The sequence below is a fragment of the Chryseobacterium tructae genome, from assembly GCF_030409875.1.
In the GTDB taxonomy this organism is placed as follows: domain Bacteria; phylum Bacteroidota; class Bacteroidia; order Flavobacteriales; family Weeksellaceae; genus Chryseobacterium; species Chryseobacterium tructae.
On the sequence record NZ_JAUFQR010000003.1, the window covers coordinates 729,112 to 750,454 of the forward strand.

The following is a 21,343-nucleotide window of genomic DNA, read 5'->3' on the forward strand; positions in this document are numbered from 1 at the left end:
ATATTCCGAATCAACCCAGGTACAGCAATGTGTTTGGGTTGATTTTTTTATAGGCTAAACGTTATTTAGATTAAATTTAAATAGCGTATATTTGCACTACTAAAAAATTAGGGCTTTGAAAGAGAAAGAATTACATAAATTAAGTGGATTTCCCAAAAATAAAATGGGAAAGATATTGGGATATGATAATGACCATCTGAAAATGCCTAATAAAATCATTGAAATGGGGCTCCTTCCGGAGACTGTTTTCAGGATTTTGTACCAGGCTCCATTTAATGGACCGATGTATGTGGAGTTTGGAGCAGAGAAAAGCCGGATTGCTCTTCGTGAGGAAGAAGGAGATTATATCATTGTTGAAGAATTGAATTAATGCAGGCAAACAAGAAAAAACAGATACTTTTAGTTGGGAATCCGAATGTAGGAAAATCAACGGTTTTTAATGCACTTTGTAACAAAAAGCAGAAAACCGGAAATTATGCTGGTGTTACCGTTGCAAGCCATTCGGGAAACTATACCTATAAAAATGAAGATGTTGAAGTCATTGACCTTCCGGGTTCTTACAGCGTGTATCCGAGCTCAGAGGACGAGGCTATTTTTTCAAAATACCTTATTGATGAGCAGGAGAACTATGCAGGAGTTGTTTATATTCTTGAAGCATTAAGTTTAAAAAGAGGGCTTCTTTTGTTTCAGCAGATTCAGGATCTAGGGATTCCTATGATTTTGATTGTCAATCAGATTGACCAAGCAGAAAGGAGAGGTATTACAATAGATATTCAAAAATTTTCAGAAGCATTAGGCATTAAGATTATTCAAACCAATGCTAAAGAGCAGATTGGAATCAATGAAGTAAAAGATGCCGTTTTCAATAGCGAATTTGTAAAAACAGATAAAGCTTCCTTTGAAACCCCTAATGAGCACAAAGATTTTCTTCAGAAAATAAAGTCTCACAAAGGTTTTGATAATGAGTATAAAGCTTGGATGAGCATTTCAATGGGAACGGATCTTGGAAAGCTGGAATCTGTAATGAATCAGATCAGTGAATCAGAGTCTAAGAGTCTAGTGCCTAAAAGATTACAAGTTCAGGAAACTGTCCGAAGATATCAAAATGTAGATAAAATACTGGAGAATGTAATTTCTAAAAAACCTCAGTTTAAAGAATTGTTGACAGAGAAACTGGATAAAGTTTTGGTACACAAATTCTGGGGATATGTTGTTTTTATGTTGATTCTATTGGTCATTTTCCAAAGTGTTTTCTTCCTGGCAGAATATCCAATGAACTGGATCGAGAGTTTCTTCTCATGGTTTTCGGCCTTTACAAAAGAACATCTTCCAGATGGACCGGTTAACTCTTTAATTTCAAATGGAATTGTGCCGGGAATTGGAGGGATTGTCGTTTTTGCACCACAAATCGGAATTTTACTGTACTTCCTTTACTTATTGGAAGATTCTGGATATATGGCAAGAGTCGTTTTCCTGATGGATAGGCTTCTTCGTCCTTTTGGACTGAATGGGAAAAGTATAGTTCCTCTGGTGTCGGGAACAGCATGTGCAATTCCGGCTGTTATTTCTACTCGAAACATTGAGAATGTTAAAGAAAGATTGCTGACGATTTTGGTAACACCATTTATGACGTGTTCAGCAAGACTTCCGGTATATAGTATCATCATCGGATTGATTATTTCAGAAGGATCATTTTTAGGAATAAAATATAAAGCTTTGGTGCTAATGGGGATGTATCTGTTAGGATTCTTAGTCGCATTATTTTCTGCAGCTATTCTGAAAAGATTTATTAAAGAAAACGGAAAGACCTATTTGGTAATGGATCTTCCTGCTTATAAAAAACCACTTTTTGGCTATGACTTCAAAATGGTGTTGGGGAAAGTTTGGGACTTCATTACCGGAGCTGGAAAAATAATCTTTATTGTAAGTATTATTATCTGGTTTTTAAGCTATTTCGGCCCTAAACAACAACCTAATGAAATGGTTGCTGCAAATGTTGAACTAGATCACTCTTACCTTGCTAAAATGGGTAAAGGAATAGAACCCGTAATTGCTCCGTTAGGATACGACTGGAAAATGGGAGTAGGAATCCTGACCAGCTTTGTAGCAAGAGAAGTCTTCGTAGGGACCATGTCAACGCTTTACAGCCTTGAAGATGATGCTCCGGAGGTAAAAGTGATCGATAAGATGAGAAGAGATGTAAAACCAAACGGAGAAAAAGTCTTCAGTTTTGCAACAGGAATTTCCGTTCTTCTGTTCTACGCATTTGCAATGCAGTGTGTGTCTACACTTGCAGTAGTCTATAGAGAAACCAAAAGCTGGAAATGGACAGGCTTTCAGGTAGCTATGATGACAGGTTTGGCATATTTTGTGTCGATGATAGTATATCAAATTTTAAAGTAATGGATTCTTCATTAATTTTTCAATACGTACTGATTGCTTTATTAGTAGCATTTGCTTGTTACTCTTTATTCAAAGTGTTTAAAAAGAATTTTGCTCCTAAGAAGTTCAGTTCCAAAAGATCAGGCTGCGATAAAGATTGCGGGTGTTCTTAACATGAATGTCACTGGATAATTGAAAAAAATGTAGTATTTTCATTTTTTTAATTTAAAATATCCAGATTGAGTCTTACAAGAGATGTATTTGTTGTATTGTTTGTCCTGTTGGCTATCCAAGTCAATGCGCAAAGAGATACCACAGACATAAAGTCTTACGCAGATCAGGTAATGATTCGTGCCAATCTGGACACCAATATTGAAAGCTATATTTTTACAGAAGGAGAAAAAGGAAATGAAAAAAAACAGGTTTTCTCCATCAATAATAAAACAAAAGTTTCTTTTTCTATAGATTATAGGATCATAAGTGCTACGATATCCTTTGCACCCCATTTCTTTGCAGGAAATAAAGATAACGACCTGAAAGGGAATAGTTCTTATACCGATTTCAGTGTCAGATTTTTTCCCAACAGACTGATCCAGAACCTGTATTACAAAAACGTCAAAGGCTTTTATATTGAAAATATGAAAGATATCTTTCCCAATTGGAAGGAAGGAGATCCTTATATGCAATTCCCAGACTTAAGAATACAAAGCTTTGGAGGCTCTACCGCCTATATTCTGAATAAAAATTTTTCCGCAAGAAGCATCTACACTCAAGGTGAATGGCAAAAGAAAAGCAGTGGAAGCTGGGTTCCTTTTCTGGATTATGACCTTACCATTTTAAGAAACAAAGTAGAAGATAAGAATGCCAAAGAAACACAGTATAAATTAGGTGCTAATATGGGCTATTTCTACAACTGGGTGCTTGGGAAAAATGTAAATATAGCCCCTTATTTTGCCCTCGGACTTGGAGGGAAATTTTCAACCTATCGCAATGTTTTTGGGGATGATTTGGTAAAGAATGTTCAATACCTGACCCTAAGAATGGAAGGTGGGCTTCATATAGGATATAATACAGACCGTTTTCTATTCGGTGGAAAAATGAATTTCAGTGCCTATGCTTATAATCAAAAAAGAGATCAAACCATACAGAACAATAGTCTGTATGGTTTGCTGTATATTGGCTATCGTTTTGCCCCTCCGAGAGTTGTGAAAGATACGTATGATAAAGTTCAAAAAAAGATTCCTGTTTTATAAGGTCAATGTCTTTTTAAGTATCTTTGTTTCGCATAAATTATTACACTAATCAATAAGAAATAAAACAGAATGTCGTTAATAAAATCTATTTCGGGAATCCGAGGAACCATAGGGGGAAAAGTAAATGATAACTTGACACCATTAGATGTGGTAAAATTCGCTTCCGCATTCGGAACATGGCTTCAGAATAATAAAAATAAAAAAGACTTAACTCTTGTTATCGGAAGAGATGCCAGAATCTCAGGACAAATGGTTTCTTCACTGGTAACAGCAACATTACAGGGATTAGGAATCAATGTAGTAGATTTAGGGCTTTCTACAACCCCTACTGTTGAAATAATGGTTCCTGAGCTTAAAGCAGACGGAGGTATTATTCTTACTGCCTCTCACAATCCAAACAATGGAATGCGCTTAAGCTTTTGAATGAAAAAGGAGAATTCATCACCGGTGAAAATGGAGCAGATGTACTTGCTTTGGCAGAAAGCGAAGACTTCAACTATGCAGAAGTAGATGACCTTGGAAAATATGAAACCAGAGAAGATGCTTTTGATATTCATATTCAACAAATTCTTGATTTACCAATGGTAGATGTTGAGGCCATCAAAGCTAAAAATTTTAAAGTGGTATTGGATGCTGTAAACTCTACAGGAGGAATTGCTATCCCAATGTTATTAGATAAGTTAGGTTGTGAAACCGTTAAATTATATTGTGAACCAACAGGACATTTTCCACACAATCCCGAACCTTTAAAAGAGCATTTGGGAGACATCTGTGAATTGGTGAAAAAAGAAAATGCAGACCTTGGAGTTGTTGTAGATCCGGACGTAGACAGATTAGCCCTGATTGATGAAAAAGGAGAAATGTTCGGTGAAGAATATACATTGGTAGCTGTTGCAGATTACCTGTTAAAGCATAAAAACGGAGCCGCAATTTCTAACCTTTCTTCAAGCCGTGCTTTGAGAGATGTTGCACAATCACACAATTCAGAATACTTTGCAAGTGCAGTAGGAGAAGTGAATGTGGTGACTTTAATGAAAGAGAAGAACGCTGTAATCGGTGGCGAAGGAAACGGAGGTATTATCTATCCGGAACTTCACTACGGAAGAGACTCTTTAGTAGGAGTAGCCTTATTCCTTACCCATTTAGCAAAAGAAAATAAGACGGTTTCTGAATTAAGAGCAGGATATCCAAGCTATTTTATGGGTAAAAAGAAAATAGAACTGACTCCGGAAATTGATGTAGATGCTATTCTAAGCAAAATGGAGAAAGAATATGAAAATGAAGACGTTTCTACAGTAGACGGTGTGAAAATAGATTTTGAAAACAATTGGGTTCACTTAAGAAAATCCAATACAGAACCAATCATCAGAATTTATACGGAAGCAAAATCTCAGGAAGAAGCTGATAAATTAGGAGATGATATCATCGCTAAGATTAAAACTTTAATCTAAATAATATATAAGAACGGACTTGTTCCGTTCTTTTTTTATACCCGGATGTTTGAACATATCAAAAATAGATTTCCCTTTCCCAAAGAGAAATGGAGAAAATTCTTAGGCAGCTTTGAAAGAATAGAAGTTCCTGCTAAAACCCTGCTTTTAAATGAAGGTGAAATTTCCACTAATGCTTTCTATCTGGAAAAAGGAATTGTAAGAGCCTGGTATAATAATGATGGTAAAGACGTTACCTTCCAATTCTTCCTGGAAAATACAATGTTTTCTTCCCTGGAAAGTTTTAAAAAAGGATTACCAAGCATGGTTTCCTTTGAAACGGTGGAACCCTGTGTTTTGTATAAAATTAAAAAACCTGATGTAGAAGCATTTCTGGAAGAGATTTATGAAAATCCTGAAATGAGAACGTTTTTTATGGATGCCCTTTTCGAGAGAACCTTCGACTATATGAAACATTTCTTTTCCTTCATAAAAGATACTCCTCAACAGCGCTATATTCAGCTTACCCAACAAAAACCGGAAATCATTAAGAGAGTCCCCCAGCATTATATTGCTTCCTATTTAGGAATTACAACAGTACACCTCAGTAGAATAAAGGCTAAGATATTGAAAGGGGAGAGTTCTTAGGCTGGAAGAAGGATGCTGGAAGATGGAAGTTCTCACAGACGATATGCAGATGAAGGAACAAATGAATTAGATTTTAACGCAGCCGCAAAGAATTAAAAAATGATGCTCATAAAACGTACGAAAAGGCGTTTCACTTAGCGATGTTCGTCTTCTTAGCTGAGCAAAGCGCCCTTGCGAACGAAAAATAAAACAGCATGATAAAGAACCTAGCGAACCTTGCGTTTTAATCCTTTTCACTAGTACTTACGACTCATATAACTTCCAGCTTCCCTTTTCCAGCTTCCATTCTTCACTAACTGATAACAAATGTTATCGTCCCTCCATTTTCTCCGCCATAATTTTGTATAAAAATTTAAAGTAATGAAAGCAGCAGTCGTATTTGAAAAAGGAAGCGCTCCTCAATATGCAGATTTTCCGGAACCGGAAGTAGCAAATGAAAAAGAAGTCCTAGTAGCTGTAAAGGCAGCATCCATTAAAAATCTGGATAAGGCAAGAGCCAGTGGAAAGCACTATTCTACAGAAAATGAAGTTCATCAGCCAACCGTTGTAGGTTCAGATGGAGTAGGGATGCTCGAAGACGGGACAAAAGTATATTTTTTCAGTAAAAAAGGAACGGTGGCTGAAAAAGCCCTTGCAGATAAGAAAATGATGGTGAAAGTTCCTGACGGACTTGATTTTTCTATTGCAGCAGCACTTCCCAATGCAGTGATGGGATCGGCGATGGCATTAAAATTCAAAGCAGGTATACAACCGGGAAGCGTTGTTCTGGTCAATGGAGCAACCGGAACTACAGGTAGAATAGCGGTTCAGATCGCCAAGGTGTATGGTGCTTCAAAAATTATTGTTACCGGAAGAAATGAAGATTCTTTGCAGGCACTTCGTGAACTGGGAGCAGATGTGGCTGTTTCTTTGCAGCTAAGTGATGAAGGTTTTAAAAAGAAAATCAAAGAAATTCATAATGAAAGTCCTATTGATATTGTCATTGATTATATCTGGGGACACTCTGTGGAAATGATTTTATCAGCCTTTAAAGGAGATGGAACCTTTTCCCATAAAACCAAGTTGATTACAATAGGCGGGATGAGTGGTGATACCATTCAGTTATCATCACAGATTCTCAGAGCAACAGATATTCAGATTTCAGGATCAGGTTTGGGAAGCTGGACGAAAGAAGAGTCAGCATTATTATTTTCAGAAATTATTCCGGAAATGTTTCAGGCTGCCATAGAAGGAAAAATAAAAATAGAGACAGAAGAGGTGGATATAAAAGATATCGAAACTGCTTGGAATAATGAGATACAAACCGGAAAAAGGCTCGTAATAAAAATTTAACCCCAATTTCCATTTTTTTATCCACAATTCTTTTATTGGTTTTCTTTTTTTACTATTTTTATAATAGAAATTTATGAAATGGATATTTCGAAAAAAAGTTGCAACTTTGCATAAATATTTGAATATCAGTTTCAGATATATTATTAATTAATAAAGTTTGCCGAGGTCTGCAAGTAAATTCAGGCATTGGGCCGACGAAGAGGACACTATTGGAAGAGTATTTTGGAAATGAACTTGTAAAAAAGTTCGAAGAAATGATGGAAAACAATGACGAATTCTACTTCGATACCGAGGAGCTGGAAGATATCATTGTTTATTATTTGGAGCTGGGTGATTTTAATTACGCTGATATGGCTGTTAATTATGGGCTTAAGCTTCACCCCAATTCATTAGATATCAAGATCAAAGACTTGAAATTCTTCTGGAGTGGGAAGAATACAATATGGCGAAAGATCTTATCGACGAGCTGAAAGGTTCCTCTATGGAGAATACAGATTTTTTAGTTTGTTACGCCAAGTATTATTCGAACCTGGGTAATCCTAGAAAATCCATTGAAATCTGTAAAAAAGCCCTTACGTTGGAGGAAGAAGAAAATTTCCTTCACAACTTTATTGCGGATGAATATGTAAACCTGGGAGATCCCTTTAACGCTCTTAAACATTACAGAAAAGCACTTAAAGAAGATCCTACCGATGAATATTCGATGGAAAATGCAATGGTGTGTTTCAGTGACTTGAATAAGAGTGAGGAGGCGATTGCCTTTCTTAATGAATATTTAGATGAATTCTCTTATTCCGAAACAGCATGGTTTGAATACGGACAATTCTACTTCAACAGAAAGAACTATGATGAGGCGATAAAAGGATATGACTATCTATTAGCCATCAATTCAAATTCTGTAGGAGTATATGCTAATAAAGCTGCTTGTTATGAAGCGATGGGTCAATATCAGAAAGCAATTGAGACCTATGAAGAAATGCTAGAACTTGAATATACCAAAGCATTTACTTTTTATAAAATCGGATTGTGTAATAAAGCATTAAAACAACCTATTTTAGCTTTAAATTCATTTCAAAAATCGCTCAGAGAAGACCCTCAATTTTATCTGGCGATGATGGAGCAGTCTTATTTATATGAAGAAATGGGCGGTATGTCAGAAGCACTTCATTTTGCTAAAGAAGCAACGCAGTTGAATGAAAATAATCTTGATTATCAAAAGAGATTAGCATTCCTGTTCATTGATTCGGGGAAATTTGAAGAAAGTCTTGCCTGTCTTAAAAAACTGGTAGATGCTGAGCCATCAAGATTTTATAACTGGTATGCCTATTCAGAAGTATTGATGCTTGTAGGGGAATATGAAGAAGCTGTTACTGTTTTAAATGCAGCAATAAGACATCATAACAGAGCTGAGCTATTTTATCAGTTAAGCAACTGTTTTTTCAACCTGAAAGATCAGGATAAAGGAATAGAATCACTTCAGAAAGCTTTAGAACTGGATCCGTCTCTGGTAAAGGATATGCAGAAAAAATATCCTTTCATCAAAGAAGAGGTAAAAAAGGTGAAAGTGAGTAGAGTGAAGAAAAAGAATTAAACGTACTCCAAATAACGAAAAGGCTTGCAGAAATGCAGGCTTTTTTTATTGATAAATGTATTTGTAAGCTTGAAATAGGTATCTGAAAAAGAAAGATATGAATAATTGTTGTTCACTCTATTTAATCTCTTTTTAAGATGGTTTCGAAGTAAGAATTATTAATGACCCGGAATTCAGATTGTGATTACTTTATTTTTAAACGCTAAGAATACGCAAAGGAGTATAAGATTAGATGGATATCTTTTGTGCGTAAGGGCACTCCGTTCAGCAAAGAATGCGAACATCGCTAAGTAAAACGCCAACATTTTATAAACAACATTTTTTAAATTCTCTGCGAACTCTGTGTTAAAATAAAATTGATTAGAAAATAATCAGTGAATTATACAACCAAAATAAACTTCCAGCCTACTTCTCCCAGCTTCCAGCCCTTCTTTATTTTTTCGGATTGCTTCTTAAAAAGATCAATCCGGCAATAATTATTCCTGCTCCTATAAATTGCATAATACTTAGTCTTTCGCCATCAATGATCCCCCAAATAATGGCTACAATAGGCATGATAAGAGTAACCGTTGAAGCAAAAAGCGGAGTGGATACTTTTAATAATCGATAATTCATAGTCATGGCAAGTCCAGTTCCGAAAATGGAAAGCAAACTGACAAACATAAGTCCCAGCATATTGTCTTTTGAAAAACTAAATTCTGAAAAAAATCCTGTACTGGTAAGTGCAATAAGAGAAGGGAAAATTAAAACAAAAGAAAATATAAATGAAGATAAAACGACGGAAGAAACCTCCATAAGCTTTGATTTCACCGTTGTTGTACTCACAGCATAGCATAAAGTGGCCAGCAACAGTAATAAAATCGGTATTATCTTAAGTTCACCGCTGTCACCACCACCAAAAGCAAGAATACAGACTCCTGTAAAGCTTATTAATACACCAATGATCTGTTTCTTTGTGGTTTCAAATTTCCACACCAATGCACCTACAATAATAACGAAAATAGGCATCATAGAGTTGATGATTCCTGCAATACTACTGGTGACCTCCTTTTCTGCAATTGGAAACAGGAACATGGGAATGAAATTTCCGGTAAACGCAGCCAGAATAAGCCATTTTAAATGTTTCTTCGGAAAAAGTTTATAATTGGAAATGGCAATCGGTAACAAAATAATACCTGCAATAAGGACTCTCAATGATCCTACCTGATATGGGTTGAAATGATCCAGCGATTTTTTGATCAAAATAAAAGAAGATCCCCAAATAATACTAAGGATGGCCAGAAGAAGCCATTTTTCTTTATCTGCGTTCATTGTTTTCGTGTAGGATTTTTAAAAATTCTTTCTTAGGAATCATTTTAGCACCTAAGCTTTCCAAGTGTTCAGTATGAGATTGACAATCAATTAATTCGATATGTTCTTTGTTCCTTTCCACAAAGTGAATAAACCCAGCTTTTGAGGCATTACTAACTTTAGCGAACATGCTTTCACCACAAAAGACATTTCCGATCTGTAAGCCATAAAATCCCCCTACAAGTTCTTCACCTTGCCACACTTCTATGCTTCTTGCCAGGCCATATTCATGAAGCTTGATGAAAGAATCCATCAGCTCATCGGAAAGCCATGTTCCGGATTGGCCTTTGCGCTCGGTTTGCTGACAGTTTTTAATAACCTCTCTGAAGTTTTTATTTTCAGAAAAAGTGAAAATATTTCTGTTTAAGATCTTTCTCATCGATTTGGAAACCCTTATTTCATCAGGGATTAAAACAAATCTCGGATCGGGAGACCACCACAAAATTTCCTCGCCAGGATTATACCAGGGGAAAATACCTAATTGATAAGCGAACCAAATGCGCTCTACAGACAGATCTCCGCCATAAGCAATAAGCCCATCGTGGCCATCATACACCTCCGGATCAGGAAATGAAATCTCGTTTTCGTCTAATCGAACCATTTTTTAGAAAAAAAATCCTACTTCATAAAAAAGCAGGATTTATATTTGATCTTAATTCTTTAATTAGAAAGGCAAATCATCATCATCGTCTCCGGCAAACGGATTCTCGTTGGAAACAGGAGAAGCTGATTGCTGAGGCATAGCCTGAGTAGGTTCTGATCCATTATCAAAAACTTTCTCTACTTTCCATCCTGTGATCGAGTTGAAGTATTTAGTTTCACCTTGTGGAGAAACCCATTCTCTACCTCTGATGTTGATTCCTATTTTTACGTTCTCACCTTCTTTAATGTTATCTAATAAACTAATTTTATCAGACAAAAATTCTATGTTTATCGGCTGTGGATACTGTTCCTGAGTTAAAATAACCAACTCTCTTTTTTGAAATCCACTTGCAAATGTTTGAGTTTCAAAAAGTTTCTTTACCGTTCCTTGTAATTCCATATCGTAATTATTAACGATGTAAAAGTAAGAAAATGAAATGTAATAATAGGTGCTGCTGAAAAAAAATCTGGAAATTTTAATTTTTTTCCTGAAAAAGTTTGGAGGTAAAGGAAATTGTCCTATATTTGCACTCACAAAAACGAAGCAAGCTCTTTAAAACTTACAATACAAAAAAACCAGCGGATGTGGTGTAATTGGTAGCCACGCCAGACTTAGGATCTGGTGCCGTGAGGCGTGGGGGTTCGAGTCCCTTCATCCGCACTATGCGAAAATAGCTCAGCTGGTAGAGCACAACCTTGCCAAGGTTGGGGTCGCGGGTTCGAATCCCGTTTTTCGCTCCACACCATGCCCTGGTGGTGGAACTGGTAGACACGCAGGACTTAAAATCCTGTGTCCGCAAGGACGTACGGGTTCAAGTCCCGTCTGGGGTACAAAGCCCTCTGTATTTGCTACGGAGGGTTTTTTGTTTATATAGAGAGTGTTCTTTAATAGAATTTCTTATATTTGTAAGAGAATTGATTTTGAATCTGTGAAAACAGATCAATATAACCAGCGGATGTGGTGTAATTGGTAGCCACGCCAGACTTAGGATCTGGTGCCGTGAGGCGTGGGGGTTCGAGTCCCTTCATCCGCACCATATAAAAAGTAGGATTTGCTTTCAAATCCTTTTTTTGTACCATACACCAGCCCTGGTGGTGGAACTGGTAGACACGCAGGACTTAAAATCCTGTGTCCGCAAGGACGTACGGGTTCAAGTCCCGTCTGGGGTACAAAACCCTCTGTATTTTGAATACGGAGGGTTTTTTGTTTTTGTATACAAACGATTGATAACATCATACTGTTATACATTCGTTTAGAAAATGCCAATAACATCGGTGTGATTGAATCTAAATTGAATGAGAAAGCTCTTTGTTTTATTCTTTTTAATTCTTTCGGTAATAACTAGGCCCAACCCCTATTTCGTTCTTAAATGCTACGCTAAATGACGAAGGCGAGGCATATCCCAAATGATAGGCAATCTCTTTAATGGAAAAATCGGAATTTTTAAGTAAATAAAGTGCTTCTTTCATTCTAAGCTTTGAAGCATAATGGAAAACCCCATCGCCAAACAGCTCTTTAAAGCCGTTTTTTAATTTAAACTCATTGATTCCAAATTTTATAGAAAGCTGCTCAATAGTATAAAACGACTTCAGGTTTCCTTCTATAAATTCTTTTACCGCCATCAGAATGTGAATTTCAGAGGTGCTGATAGAGGTCTTGCTTTTCGTTTCAGTTTCATTCTCCTGATTTTTTGCAAATTCAAAAATGAGGAGGAGTAGGCTTAGGATTTTGCTTTTAATAAAATAATCTTTGTAGAACCCTTCCAAATTACATTTTTTGATTTCCAATAAGATAGTCATCATTTGTGGGGTTATAGGCAGCCCTTCTGGAAATAAACTGGCGGGCTGGTTCTGGTCTATTTTAAATATAAAATTTTGTAGTGCATGGCTGCTTTCTGCCAATTGATGAAAGTAATCTTTGGAGACATAAATATCCAGGTTTTTATACAGAGTTTCTTTTTGGAAGTAAATTTCTACATCTGCATTTTCCGGAGTGAAATAAATATAATGATGAAACAATTTATATTCTCCATTTTTTTCATCAATCAGATCTCTTATAACGTCTGCGCCATCTAGAAAAAAAGACAACTCAATATATTGTACTTTTTCAGTACGGAATTTCATTGTATAATCTTTAAGATAGGAAAACTGATATTCTTTTACCAGAAATTCATCCCCTTCGTATACTGTCAAAGTTTCAAACTTTCCAAGTTCATTGATGAAAGTTTCGGGCACGCTGCCACCATGATTTTCGCTATAAAAATCTAAAATCTGCTTTACTATGGTACGGTTTGGTACAATCTCTCCCAAAATCTAAAGTCTTTATCCCAGGCTCAAAAGTTTTTCCTATCGGCAACCGCTAATTTTGCCCGTGTAAATTTAATTAAACTAATTCTAAATAACAATTTATGAATAAGAACAGATTCCTTTTTCCTGCAGTGCTTTTTCCTGCAGTGATCTGGGCACAAAGCACGGCGCAGATTACAGGAAAGGTAATGAACTCTCAAAAGAAACCAGTTCCAGCTGCAAAAGTTATTCTTAATAACGGAGAATCAGAAACATATACCGATGATAATGGCTTTTATCGTTTTAATAATGTACCCGCGGGAAACTATTTACTTAAAGTAGATGATCCGGAGGTAATCAAAACCTATTCTTTTACACTAAAGGAAAGTGATAGTATTACTCATGATTTTATACAAACAACAGATACTTACCAGATTGTTGCTGTAAACGTTACCGCAAACCGTAAAACAATCCCTTCTTCAACCTTAAGATTAGGGGAAAATCTTTTGGTAACGCCTCAGAATATTCAGGTGATTGATCAGCGTTTACTGAATGATCAGCAAATTCTTACGACTGCTGAAGGATTGAGCCGAAATGTAAGTGGAGTGCGAACGATTACCCATCAGGAAGAAGGAAGTGTGGGCATTGCTGTGCGTGGATTTCTGCTTCTAATCTTAGGAACGGAATGGATGTAAGCGGAAGCTTTGGTCCTCTTCGTGAAGACATGTCCTTTGTAGACCGTGTAGAATTTGTAAAAGGCCCTGCTGGATTTATGATGGGCAATACACAACCCGGAGGTTTCTATAATATTGTAACCAAAAAGCCTGTAGGAAGAGAGAAAGGAAATGTTCAGCTTACTTTAGGAAGTTTTAACCTGTATAGAGCCTCTACAGATATTGAAAAAAAATTGAGCAAAGATGGCAAGTTCTGGGGAAGGCTTAATTTGATGGGAGCAAAATCGGGTTCTTTTCAGCAGTATGTAGAGCATGAGCAATACATCATCAACCCGTCTTTCAAATATATTGCATCAGAGAATACTAATATTACATTGGAGTATATTCTCTCGCAGAATAACTTTCAGGGTGGGTTTGCTAAATATGCCTATGGGATTGATGGATTTAAAGATGTAAAAAGATCATTCAGTTTTTCTGATCCCATTATAGACCCAACTCGTTCATGGGAACATAATGTGTACGGGACTATTAATCATAATTTTAATGATAATTGGATGATTACTGGTCAGTTTGGGTATATACGATCCCAGATGCAAGGGGAATCATTATATGCCAGTTATAATACTATTGCATTGGCAGACGATCCTGTGAAGGGAAGAAAAAAAGGAGATGTAGATCGTGGAATCAGTATCAATGATGCTTTGAATACTTCCACAATTGGGCAAGTATTTACAAGAGGAAAATTTGGAACAGGCAATATCAATCATACTATTCTTGCGGGAATCGATATGGGAAAGAAGTCTTATGTAGCCGATTGGTCTGTGCTTCCACAAAAAGTAGGTCCGGCATTTAATATCTATAATCCTGTCTATGGCAATTTGAAAAAATCTGATGTCCCGGAATATGACCGTTCAAGATCTCTTAGAGAAAGAGGTGCGAATTATCTTACAGACTATTCTTATACTTCATTTCATTTACAGGATGAAGCCCGTTTTCTGGAAGATAAATTGAGAATCGCTGCAGGATTTCGCTATACTTCAACGATAAAGACCAGTGCAGCTGATAAAGGAAATGAGGTTAAAAATACAGCAGTAACTCCAAGGTTCAGTATTACCGGACTATTGACTCCAACATTCACGGTATATGGATTGTATGATGAAACTTTTCAGGAACAGACCGGAAAGCTTCTTAATGGCAGTACAGCAGACCCTTCGTACGGGAAAAATACTGAATTTGGACTCAAGAAAACTTGGTTTAATGGGCAATTGATGACTAATCTTACTTTTTACCATCTTACCAAAACAAATATGCTGACGGCTGCCGGAATTGAGTACCCAGGGCTCTTTGAACAGTCAGGGAAAAGTGTTTCTAAAGGAATTGAATTTGATTTGAATGGAAACATCAGTAAAAACTGGAGTATTCTCTTCAATTACGCCTATACAGATGCAAAAGTAACAGAAGATAATGATCCTAAGAAAATTGGAGGAATGCTGTATGGAACAGCGAAACACATTACCAATGCCTGGTTGAAATATACCATTGCTGCAGGAGATCTGGAGGGGCTTGGGTTTTCATTTGGTTATGAATATCAGGCTAAAAGAGCGGCATGGCCTGTCGTTTTAGATCATCCTTATCTTCCAGATGATTATTTCACAGTAGACGTTGGTGTTTCCTATAAACGGGATCATTACCAGATTTCATTCCTGGTGAACAACTTAACAGATCGTTATAATTATGTAGGATTCTATCCAGGAGCCTGGGGGTATACTCACTATGGATGGAGAGCATCAAATCCGATCAATTTCAGACTTAATCTTTCATATAATTTCTAGATGAACTCCAGAAAACCCAAAAAGAAAAACAACAGAAGTCTGTTTTACAGGATATCAGCCTGGCTGCATTTGTGGCTGGGCCTTGTTTCCGGGATTATCATTGTGATCATTTGTATCACCGGAGTTACCTGGTCTTTTCGTGATGAAATTAAAGACTGGCTGAATCCTGAATTAAGAATTGATTCTGTTCCGGGAAAAGAAATGGCCAATCCTGCCGATCTTTATGTAAAAGCAAAGATTTTATATCCGGAACAGGAAATATCCTTTGTATGGCGACCTACCGGTAAAGCAGCCATGATAGGATTTGGAAAGAGAAATCCGGGGTTTGTTTTGCACCTGAATCCTTACACAGGGGAAGTGATTCGTAACCCTTCATTTAAACAGGAATTTGATTTTTTTGAATGGACTTTAAAAGGACACCGCTTTCTATGGCTGCCATCAGATATCGGAAGACCTGTTATCAATTACTCTACTTTTATTTTCTTTATTACTTTACTATCAGGTTTGGTTTTATGGTGGCCTAAGAAATGGACAAAAGCCATGCGGAAACAGAGCTTCTCCGTGAAATGGGATGCAAAAATTAAAAGACTTAATTATGATCTGCACAATGTCTTTGGTTTTTATGCCTTGATTATCCTTTTGGTTATTTCGATGACGGGGATGTATTATGGGCTTCCCTGGTTTAATAAATTTCTGTATTTCACGACTTCTCTTGGTAAAACCCCCACAGAACGACAAGAAATTAAAAATATTTCCTCTTACCAACCGGAAAAATTACCGGAATCTATGCTGATGGCTTGGGAAGATGCTATAGATAAAGTGGAGGCAAAAGGCTATTATTTATCTGTCCCTAAAGATTCAACGGAAACTATTGGAGTATTTTTATATTCCTCGCATCGTCAGTTTTATGATCTTCAAAGCTTTAGCTATGATAGAAACACAGGTATTCGACTTGCTAATACTTCAGCATATGCAGCACCTTTTGACAAAGCAGATTTTGCCACGAAAGTGCAGAAACTGAATTATGATCTGCATGTAGGATCTGCTTTAGGAGGAATATGGGGAAGAATTTTGTATTTCTTTATTACGATCATAGGAGCTTCACTTCCTATTACAGGTTTTTTGGTATGGTGGTTTAAGAGAAAGAAGAAAGTCTCCACATAGAAAGAGATTAATTATTTTTTTCCAACCTTTCCAATCTTTCAAAAATATCTGTGAAAATGTTCTTTTCACTAGTAGAAACATGGCCTACAATTTTATAAAGATCCTGATTTTCAGTATTGGCGTTGTATTTTAAAACTCCATCAACCAGCGCCAATAAGTGATGATTGGGATCTTTTTTCAGATCTGCTTTATTCAAAAATAAAATATCACCATGCTGATAAGGGGAAAGAAGCTGCTTTTCTGGGGTAAATTCATAGACCAAATCTACAGATGCTAATATTTTTTGCAGAATAGAGCTGTTGTCAGAATTATTTCCCTTTTGATTGGCTGTTTCTTTTCTTTCACTAATAGCTAATTCAGGGAAAAGCATCAGTTGATCAATGTCTGAAACACTGGCTAACTGGTTTACCTGTAGTATTTCTGTTAATAATTTATCAAGATCAAGATTGAAATGATTGGCCACCTTTAGGATGGTTTCAATCTTCGGTTCTGCACGGCCTTCTTCATAAGAGCTTATTACCCCTCTATTTAAGTCAAATAAATCAGCAAAAGCCTTTTGGCTCAATCCTTTAACCTGTCTTATTTTCTTAATATTAGTTCCAAAGAAGCTCATTTTTGTCTAATCTTTTTTGCAAAGATAGAGATTCTTAAACAAATGATTGCTAAAAATATTTGCAATTTGAAAATTTTATGTTATATTTGTGTAGAAAGAAAAAGCAAAACACTAAACTAGCCTGCATGAAAAATCAAATATTTAGAACGGTCAAAGAGTGGTTGTTAGATTATGAGTTTAACATCATCCTGGAAGATGAGGCTCAAAGAATCTTAATCATTGAAAAAGAGTCCAACGGAATCAAAAATATGATCCTTATTATATCAGATTCTATCCTTATTATGGAACAGTTCCTTTTCGAAATAAAAAATCCGACAGAACAAACCTTTAGAAGACTGCTTCAGAAAAACAGAGATATTGTGCATGGAGCTTTTGTTTTAGACAGTACAGGAAAACGGGTGATTTTCAGAGATACTCTTCCTACAGACCATATGGCACAGAATGAAGTAATGGCCTCTATCAATTCATTAGGAATTCTGGTAGGAGAGTTTACCAACGAGATGCTTGAAATGAGTAAGTAATTCACAAAAGATATTTAAAATGAACATTTTCAAAAGATTATTAACAATAGGAAAAGCGGAGATCCATTCTGTGATTGACAACTTTGAAGATCCTATCAACTTAACGGAAGAGGGAATCCGTGAAATGAAAGAAGAACTGGGAAAAAGTATAGAATCTCTTGCCCAGTTAAAGGCACTTACCATTCGTAAAAAAAATGAAGCAGAAACAGAAGAACAGACTTCAAAGGACTATTACAACAAGGCAATAGTGATTGTTCAAAAAGCGGAAAAAGGAGAAGTGGGAGCTTCAGAAGCGGATCGTCTGGCCAAAGAAGCTTTAAAAAGACAAGCCTCTTCCCAAGAAAATGCAGATCAGCTGCATAAAGAACATGAAAAGCTACACACCGAATGTGAGAAAATGCAGACGACTATCAATCACTTGAAGTCCAGTATTGCCAAATGGGAAAACGAATTGAAGACCCTTAAAGCAAGAGTGCAGGTAAGTGAAGCGACGAAAGACATTAATCAGAAAATGACCCAAATGGATACCGGGAGTACCGTAAGCATGCTGGAAAAACTGAAAGAAAGAGTTGTACAGCAGGAAACGCTGGCAGAAGCCTATTCTGATCTATCAAAATCAGGAAAGACGATTGATGAAGAGATTGACGCGATGGTAAACAACAAAGATAATGAAGCTGAAGAAGCTTTGAACAGATTAAAGGAAACACTTAAAAAAGGCTAATATGACCTTTCAGGAATTTTTAAACATAGCATTTTCGCCAGTAAACACTGTTTTGAGTGTATTGCTGGGGCTTTCGGTTGTGTATTGGTTATTTACCATTATTACTGGGCTGGATATCGATGTGGGATTGCATTCTGATCTTGATGTTGGGGCTGATACTCATGTTCCTGATGGTCATTTTCATGCTCCGGATCACGATCCTTCTGCGTGGATGCACTTCCTGAAGTTTCTGAATCTGGATATTGTTCCGGTTACTTATTTTCTTACGTTGTCATTATTGATTACTTGGCTGGGGTCATTTTATCTTAGTTACTTCATTCCACTGCCAACATGGGCAGGAATACTGATTTTGTTTCCCCTGTTTATTGCAGGAATGTTAATCACTAAAATCGTTCTGAAGCCTCTAAATCCCTTTTTCAAAGAAATTAATCACAAAGGAGAAGCGTCCTATGCATTTCTGGGAAGAGAAGGGAGGCTGAAATCAAGTATTCAAGGAGATAAAATAGGAATGATGGAGCTTTTTATCGGAAGTGATCCTATGACACTGATGGTAAGAAGCCAGGATGGAACAAAACTGGAACATGGAACCCGTGTTATGATCGTAGATGAAGATCTTGATAAACGCCTTTACTACGTACAAAAATCCATGAGATACTAAAAAAATAATAACCATGTTCGCTTTATTTTTAATCATGTTAAACACTATGTTGAAGATCTTTCTCAACACATTTTAAAAAAAACACATTTATATAAACTATTAAACTTATAAAACTATGAACTTACCATTAATTGCTGGAATTATCGTTGTTGCAGTTGCATCAATCGGACTGATTTTCTGGATCTTATCCATGTATAAAAAGACCGTTCAGGGAATTGTTATTTTAAGAACCGGTTATGGGGGAACAAAGGTTTTCTTTAACGCAGGAATTGTGATTCCTGTCATTCACCGTATGGAATCTATGGATATTTCTGTGAAAAATTGGAGATATCAAGAGAAGGAAGAGCCGGATTGATCTGTAAAGACAATATGAGGGCAGATATTCAGGTGGCATTCTTTATCCGTGTGAATAAATCTGTAGATGATATTGTGAATGTAGGGCAAACCATTGGGTGCCAAAGGGCATCTGATGCTCAAACTTTAAGAGAGCTTTTTGAAGCTAAATTTTCAGAAGCTTTAAAAACAGTAGGAAAGAAATTTGATTTCACTGAATTATACGAAGCAAGAAGCGAATTCCGTCAGGAAATTCTTGACATCATCGGGACAGACTTAAATGGCTATGTTTTAGATGATTGCGCGATCGATTACCTTGAACAGACTTCTATTGATAAATTAGATAAAGACAATATTCTTGATTCTGAAGGGATTAAGAAAATTACAGAGCTTACGGCAACCCAGAATATTAAAGCCAATCAGGTTCGTCGTGATGAAGAAAAAACCATTACAAAACAAAATGTAGAAGCCAGAGAAGCAATTCTTGAGCTTGAAAAACAGCTGGCAGAAAAGCAGGAGTCTCAAAAACGAGAAGTAGCCAATATCAAAGCCCGTGAAAATGCTGAAATCCTAAAAGTAGAGGAAGAAGAACGACTGAGATATGAAACGGTACGTATTGCAACAGAAGAAAAATTACAGATTGCAGAAGAAAACAAACTTCGTCAGGTCGTTATTGCAGCAAAAAATAAAGAACGTGCAGATCTCGTAGAAACAGAAAGAGTATTAAAAGACAAAGCTTTAGAGGCAACAGAAAGAGAAAGAATTGTTTCCCTTGCACAGATTGAAAAAGAGAAAGCGATAGAAATAGAAAAGAAAAGCATTCAGGATGCGATCCGTGAACGTTTGACCATGGAGAAAACGGTAGTGGAAGAGCAGCAGGGAATTAAAGATCTGGAAGCATTCAAAACTGCAGAAAGAAACAAGCAGGTTGAAATTACTGTTGCTACTCAGGAAGCAGAGAAAAGATTAATCGAAGAAACCAGAGCCGCAGAAGCGCGTAAGCTGGCAGCAGAAAAAGATGCTCAGAAATATGTGATCGAAGCACAGGCGAAGAGAGATGCAGCAGAAAAAGAAGCAGAGGCGCGTAAGATCATTGCAGATGCTAAAGCTAAAGAAGAAGCTACTGTAGGACTATCTGAAGCTCAGGTGCTGCACGCAAAAGCAGACGCTGCGGAAAGACAAGGTATTGTAGAAGCCGTAGTGATCGAGAAAAAGGCAGAAGCTGTGAGAAAAGAAGGAATTGCCCAAGCAGAAGTCATTAAAGAAAAAGCATTAGCAGAAGCGGCAGGAATTAATGAAAAAGCAGAAGCGATGAAGAAACTGAACGATGCCGGAAAAGATCACGAAGAATTCCGTCTGAAACTAAATAAAGAAAAAGAAGTGGAGCTCGCTGAAATTGCTATCCAGAAAGATATTGCAGAAGCTCAGTCTCTGGTATTGGCAGAAGCATTCAAAACAGCGAAGATTGATATCGTAGGAGGTGATAATACATTCTTTGATAATGTGATCCGTCAGGTTTCGGCAGGAAAAGGATTGGATAAATTCGTAAGCCATAGTGAAAATGCACAGATGATAAGAGAAAACCTGCTGGGAGATGGTGAAAATATCATTGCCAAGGTAATGGGAATGGTGGATAAATACAATATCTCATCAGACGACATCAAGAATATGAGCATCGCGTCCCTGATCTTTAAACTGAACAGTGTTGCCAATCAACAGGAAAAAGGAATTCTGGAAAGAGCTCTTGATATGGCCAGACATATGGGCGTAGACAATAAACCGGTAAACAATAACCATGTTTAATATATAAAGTAGTTAATTTATTGATAATCAATTTGAAAATAAGTTAACTGCTTGCCTGGCAAACCTTATAGGTTTTCAAAACCTATAAGGTTTCTATGAAGATAAAAGCG

The 21,343-nt window shown here is 36.7% G+C and carries 16 protein-coding genes, 5 tRNA genes and 3 pseudogenes; 19 read left to right on the forward strand and 5 right to left on the reverse strand.

Going from position 1 to position 21,343, the window contains the following annotated elements:
- Positions 1-115: 115 nt before the first annotated feature.
- The 7 genes and pseudogenes from QWZ06_RS27025 to QWZ06_RS27055 all read left to right on the forward strand — a co-directional run bounded on the left by QWZ06_RS27025 (position 116) and on the right by QWZ06_RS27055 (position 8,636).
- Positions 116-370: a FeoA family protein gene (locus QWZ06_RS27025; RefSeq protein WP_076551839.1), complete on the forward strand. Its 255-nt coding sequence runs from the start codon at positions 116-118 to the stop codon at positions 368-370.
- Positions 370-2,403 (forward strand): ferrous iron transport protein B, encoded by a 2,034-nt coding sequence (gene feoB / locus QWZ06_RS27030; RefSeq protein ID WP_290302241.1) that lies wholly within the window; start codon positions 370-372, stop codon positions 2,401-2,403. Before QWZ06_RS27025 ends, feoB begins: the two co-directional genes overlap by 1 nt.
- A 218-nt stretch (positions 2,404-2,621) precedes the next feature.
- On the forward strand, positions 2,622-3,635 hold the full coding sequence (locus QWZ06_RS27035) for a DUF4421 family protein (RefSeq protein WP_290302242.1): 1,014 nt from the start codon (positions 2,622-2,624) through the stop codon (positions 3,633-3,635).
- A 69-nt stretch (positions 3,636-3,704) separates the two neighbouring features.
- Positions 3,705-5,086, forward strand: a pseudogene (gene glmM / locus QWZ06_RS27040) (phosphoglucosamine mutase).
- A 45-nt stretch (positions 5,087-5,131) separates the two neighbouring features.
- Entirely contained in the window at positions 5,132-5,713 is a 582-nt protein-coding gene (locus QWZ06_RS27045) for a Crp/Fnr family transcriptional regulator (protein WP_290302244.1), read from the forward strand.
- A gap of 360 nt (positions 5,714-6,073) precedes the next feature.
- Positions 6,074-7,045 (forward strand): quinone oxidoreductase family protein, encoded by a 972-nt coding sequence (locus tag QWZ06_RS27050; RefSeq protein ID WP_290302246.1) that lies wholly within the window; start codon positions 6,074-6,076, stop codon positions 7,043-7,045.
- Between the two features lie 209 nt (positions 7,046-7,254).
- A pseudogene (locus QWZ06_RS27055) lies at positions 7,255-8,636 on the forward strand (tetratricopeptide repeat protein).
- Between the two features lie 432 nt (positions 8,637-9,068).
- Here QWZ06_RS27055 and QWZ06_RS27060 read toward each other — a convergent pair.
- The 3 genes from QWZ06_RS27060 to QWZ06_RS27070 all read right to left on the reverse strand — a co-directional run bounded on the left by QWZ06_RS27060 (position 9,069) and on the right by QWZ06_RS27070 (position 11,028).
- Positions 9,069-9,947, reverse strand: coding sequence for a DMT family transporter (locus tag QWZ06_RS27060; RefSeq protein ID WP_290302247.1), 879 nt, complete (start codon positions 9,945-9,947; stop codon positions 9,069-9,071).
- Positions 9,934-10,587, reverse strand: a complete 654-nt coding sequence (gene aat / locus QWZ06_RS27065) for a leucyl/phenylalanyl-tRNA--protein transferase (RefSeq protein ID WP_290302248.1) — start codon at positions 10,585-10,587, stop codon at positions 9,934-9,936. The genes QWZ06_RS27060 and aat overlap by 14 nt, the downstream gene beginning before the upstream one ends.
- 63 nt (positions 10,588-10,650) lie before the next feature.
- Positions 10,651-11,028, reverse strand: coding sequence for a DUF3127 domain-containing protein (locus QWZ06_RS27070; protein WP_123909572.1), 378 nt, complete (start codon positions 11,026-11,028; stop codon positions 10,651-10,653).
- Positions 11,029-11,207: 179 nt separating this feature from the next.
- Between QWZ06_RS27070 and QWZ06_RS27075 the strand changes: the two genes are divergently transcribed.
- The 5 genes from QWZ06_RS27075 (at position 11,208) to QWZ06_RS27095 (ending at position 11,798) form a co-directional block, all read left to right on the forward strand.
- Positions 11,208-11,289, forward strand: a tRNA-Leu gene (locus tag QWZ06_RS27075).
- Positions 11,290-11,293: 4 nt separating this feature from the next.
- Positions 11,294-11,369, forward strand: a tRNA-Gly gene (locus QWZ06_RS27080).
- A 6-nt stretch (positions 11,370-11,375) separates the two neighbouring features.
- Positions 11,376-11,459: transfer RNA gene (locus QWZ06_RS27085), tRNA-Leu, on the forward strand.
- A 121-nt stretch (positions 11,460-11,580) separates the two neighbouring features.
- Positions 11,581-11,665, forward strand: a tRNA-Leu gene (locus tag QWZ06_RS27090).
- Positions 11,666-11,714: 49 nt separating this feature from the next.
- Positions 11,715-11,798 (forward strand) — tRNA-Leu (locus QWZ06_RS27095).
- Between the two features lie 153 nt (positions 11,799-11,951).
- On the opposite strand, the gene QWZ06_RS27100 is transcribed toward QWZ06_RS27095, so the two are convergent.
- A complete protein-coding gene (locus tag QWZ06_RS27100) occupies positions 11,952-12,938 on the reverse strand; it encodes a helix-turn-helix domain-containing protein (protein ID WP_290302249.1) in 987 nt (328 codons plus the stop codon).
- 98 nt (positions 12,939-13,036) lie between these two features.
- Between QWZ06_RS27100 and QWZ06_RS27105 the strand changes: the two genes are divergently transcribed.
- From QWZ06_RS27105 to QWZ06_RS27115, 3 genes are read left to right on the forward strand one after another with little or no spacing between them, the layout of a single operon-like run.
- Positions 13,037-13,609, forward strand: coding sequence for a carboxypeptidase-like regulatory domain-containing protein (locus tag QWZ06_RS27105; RefSeq protein WP_290302250.1), 573 nt, complete (start codon positions 13,037-13,039; stop codon positions 13,607-13,609).
- Positions 13,600-15,420: a TonB-dependent siderophore receptor gene (locus QWZ06_RS27110; RefSeq protein ID WP_290302251.1), complete on the forward strand. Its 1,821-nt coding sequence runs from the start codon at positions 13,600-13,602 to the stop codon at positions 15,418-15,420. Before QWZ06_RS27105 ends, QWZ06_RS27110 begins: the two co-directional genes overlap by 10 nt.
- Complete coding sequence (locus tag QWZ06_RS27115; RefSeq protein ID WP_290302252.1) at positions 15,421-16,584, forward strand: PepSY-associated TM helix domain-containing protein; 1,164 nt, start codon at positions 15,421-15,423, stop codon at positions 16,582-16,584. It abuts the gene before it with no gap.
- Between the two features lie 7 nt (positions 16,585-16,591).
- Here the strand turns inward: QWZ06_RS27115 and QWZ06_RS27120 are convergent, their stop codons facing one another.
- Positions 16,592-17,197 carry a helix-turn-helix domain-containing protein gene (locus QWZ06_RS27120; protein ID WP_290302253.1) on the reverse strand — a complete coding sequence of 202 codons (606 nt, stop codon included), beginning with the start codon at positions 17,195-17,197 and terminating at the stop codon, positions 16,592-16,594.
- 125 nt (positions 17,198-17,322) lie between these two features.
- Between QWZ06_RS27120 and QWZ06_RS27125 the strand changes: the two genes are divergently transcribed.
- The 4 genes and pseudogenes from QWZ06_RS27125 to QWZ06_RS27140 all read left to right on the forward strand — a co-directional run bounded on the left by QWZ06_RS27125 (position 17,323) and on the right by QWZ06_RS27140 (position 21,233).
- On the forward strand, positions 17,323-17,718 hold the full coding sequence (locus QWZ06_RS27125; RefSeq protein WP_160139047.1) for a YbjN domain-containing protein: 396 nt from the start codon (positions 17,323-17,325) through the stop codon (positions 17,716-17,718).
- A gap of 19 nt (positions 17,719-17,737) precedes the next feature.
- Entirely contained in the window at positions 17,738-18,439 is a 702-nt protein-coding gene (locus tag QWZ06_RS27130; protein WP_290302254.1) for a PspA/IM30 family protein, read from the forward strand.
- A gap of 1 nt (position 18,440) precedes the next feature.
- Positions 18,441-19,097, forward strand: a complete 657-nt coding sequence (locus QWZ06_RS27135; RefSeq protein ID WP_290302256.1) for a hypothetical protein — start codon at positions 18,441-18,443, stop codon at positions 19,095-19,097.
- A gap of 115 nt (positions 19,098-19,212) precedes the next feature.
- A pseudogene (locus QWZ06_RS27140) lies at positions 19,213-21,233 on the forward strand (flotillin family protein).
- The last annotated feature ends 110 nt before the right edge of the window (positions 21,234-21,343 follow it).

What these genes read in the sequence shown, in the direction of transcription:
- feoB (WP_290302241.1), top strand. Translation starts at nt 370, where the DNA reads ATGCAGGCAAACAAGAAAAAACAGATACTTTTAGTTGGGAATCCGAAT.
- QWZ06_RS27045 (WP_290302244.1), top strand. Translation starts at nt 5,132, where the DNA reads ATGTTTGAACATATCAAAAATAGATTTCCCTTTCCCAAAGAGAAATGG.
- QWZ06_RS27050 (WP_290302246.1), top strand. Translation starts at nt 6,074, where the DNA reads ATGAAAGCAGCAGTCGTATTTGAAAAAGGAAGCGCTCCTCAATATGCA.
- QWZ06_RS27060 (WP_290302247.1), bottom strand. Translation starts at nt 9,947, where the DNA reads ATGAACGCAGATAAAGAAAAATGGCTTCTTCTGGCCATCCTTAGTATT.
- aat (WP_290302248.1), bottom strand. Translation starts at nt 10,587, where the DNA reads ATGGTTCGATTAGACGAAAACGAGATTTCATTTCCTGATCCGGAGGTG.
- QWZ06_RS27070 (WP_123909572.1), bottom strand. Translation starts at nt 11,028, where the DNA reads ATGGAATTACAAGGAACGGTAAAGAAACTTTTTGAAACTCAAACATTT.
- QWZ06_RS27105 (WP_290302250.1), top strand. Translation starts at nt 13,037, where the DNA reads ATGAATAAGAACAGATTCCTTTTTCCTGCAGTGCTTTTTCCTGCAGTG.
- QWZ06_RS27110 (WP_290302251.1), top strand. Translation starts at nt 13,600, where the DNA reads ATGGATGTAAGCGGAAGCTTTGGTCCTCTTCGTGAAGACATGTCCTTT.
- QWZ06_RS27115 (WP_290302252.1), top strand. Translation starts at nt 15,421, where the DNA reads ATGAACTCCAGAAAACCCAAAAAGAAAAACAACAGAAGTCTGTTTTAC.
- QWZ06_RS27120 (WP_290302253.1), bottom strand. Translation starts at nt 17,197, where the DNA reads ATGAGCTTCTTTGGAACTAATATTAAGAAAATAAGACAGGTTAAAGGA.
- QWZ06_RS27125 (WP_160139047.1), top strand. Translation starts at nt 17,323, where the DNA reads ATGAAAAATCAAATATTTAGAACGGTCAAAGAGTGGTTGTTAGATTAT.
- QWZ06_RS27130 (WP_290302254.1), top strand. Translation starts at nt 17,738, where the DNA reads ATGAACATTTTCAAAAGATTATTAACAATAGGAAAAGCGGAGATCCAT.
- QWZ06_RS27135 (WP_290302256.1), top strand. Translation starts at nt 18,441, where the DNA reads ATGACCTTTCAGGAATTTTTAAACATAGCATTTTCGCCAGTAAACACT.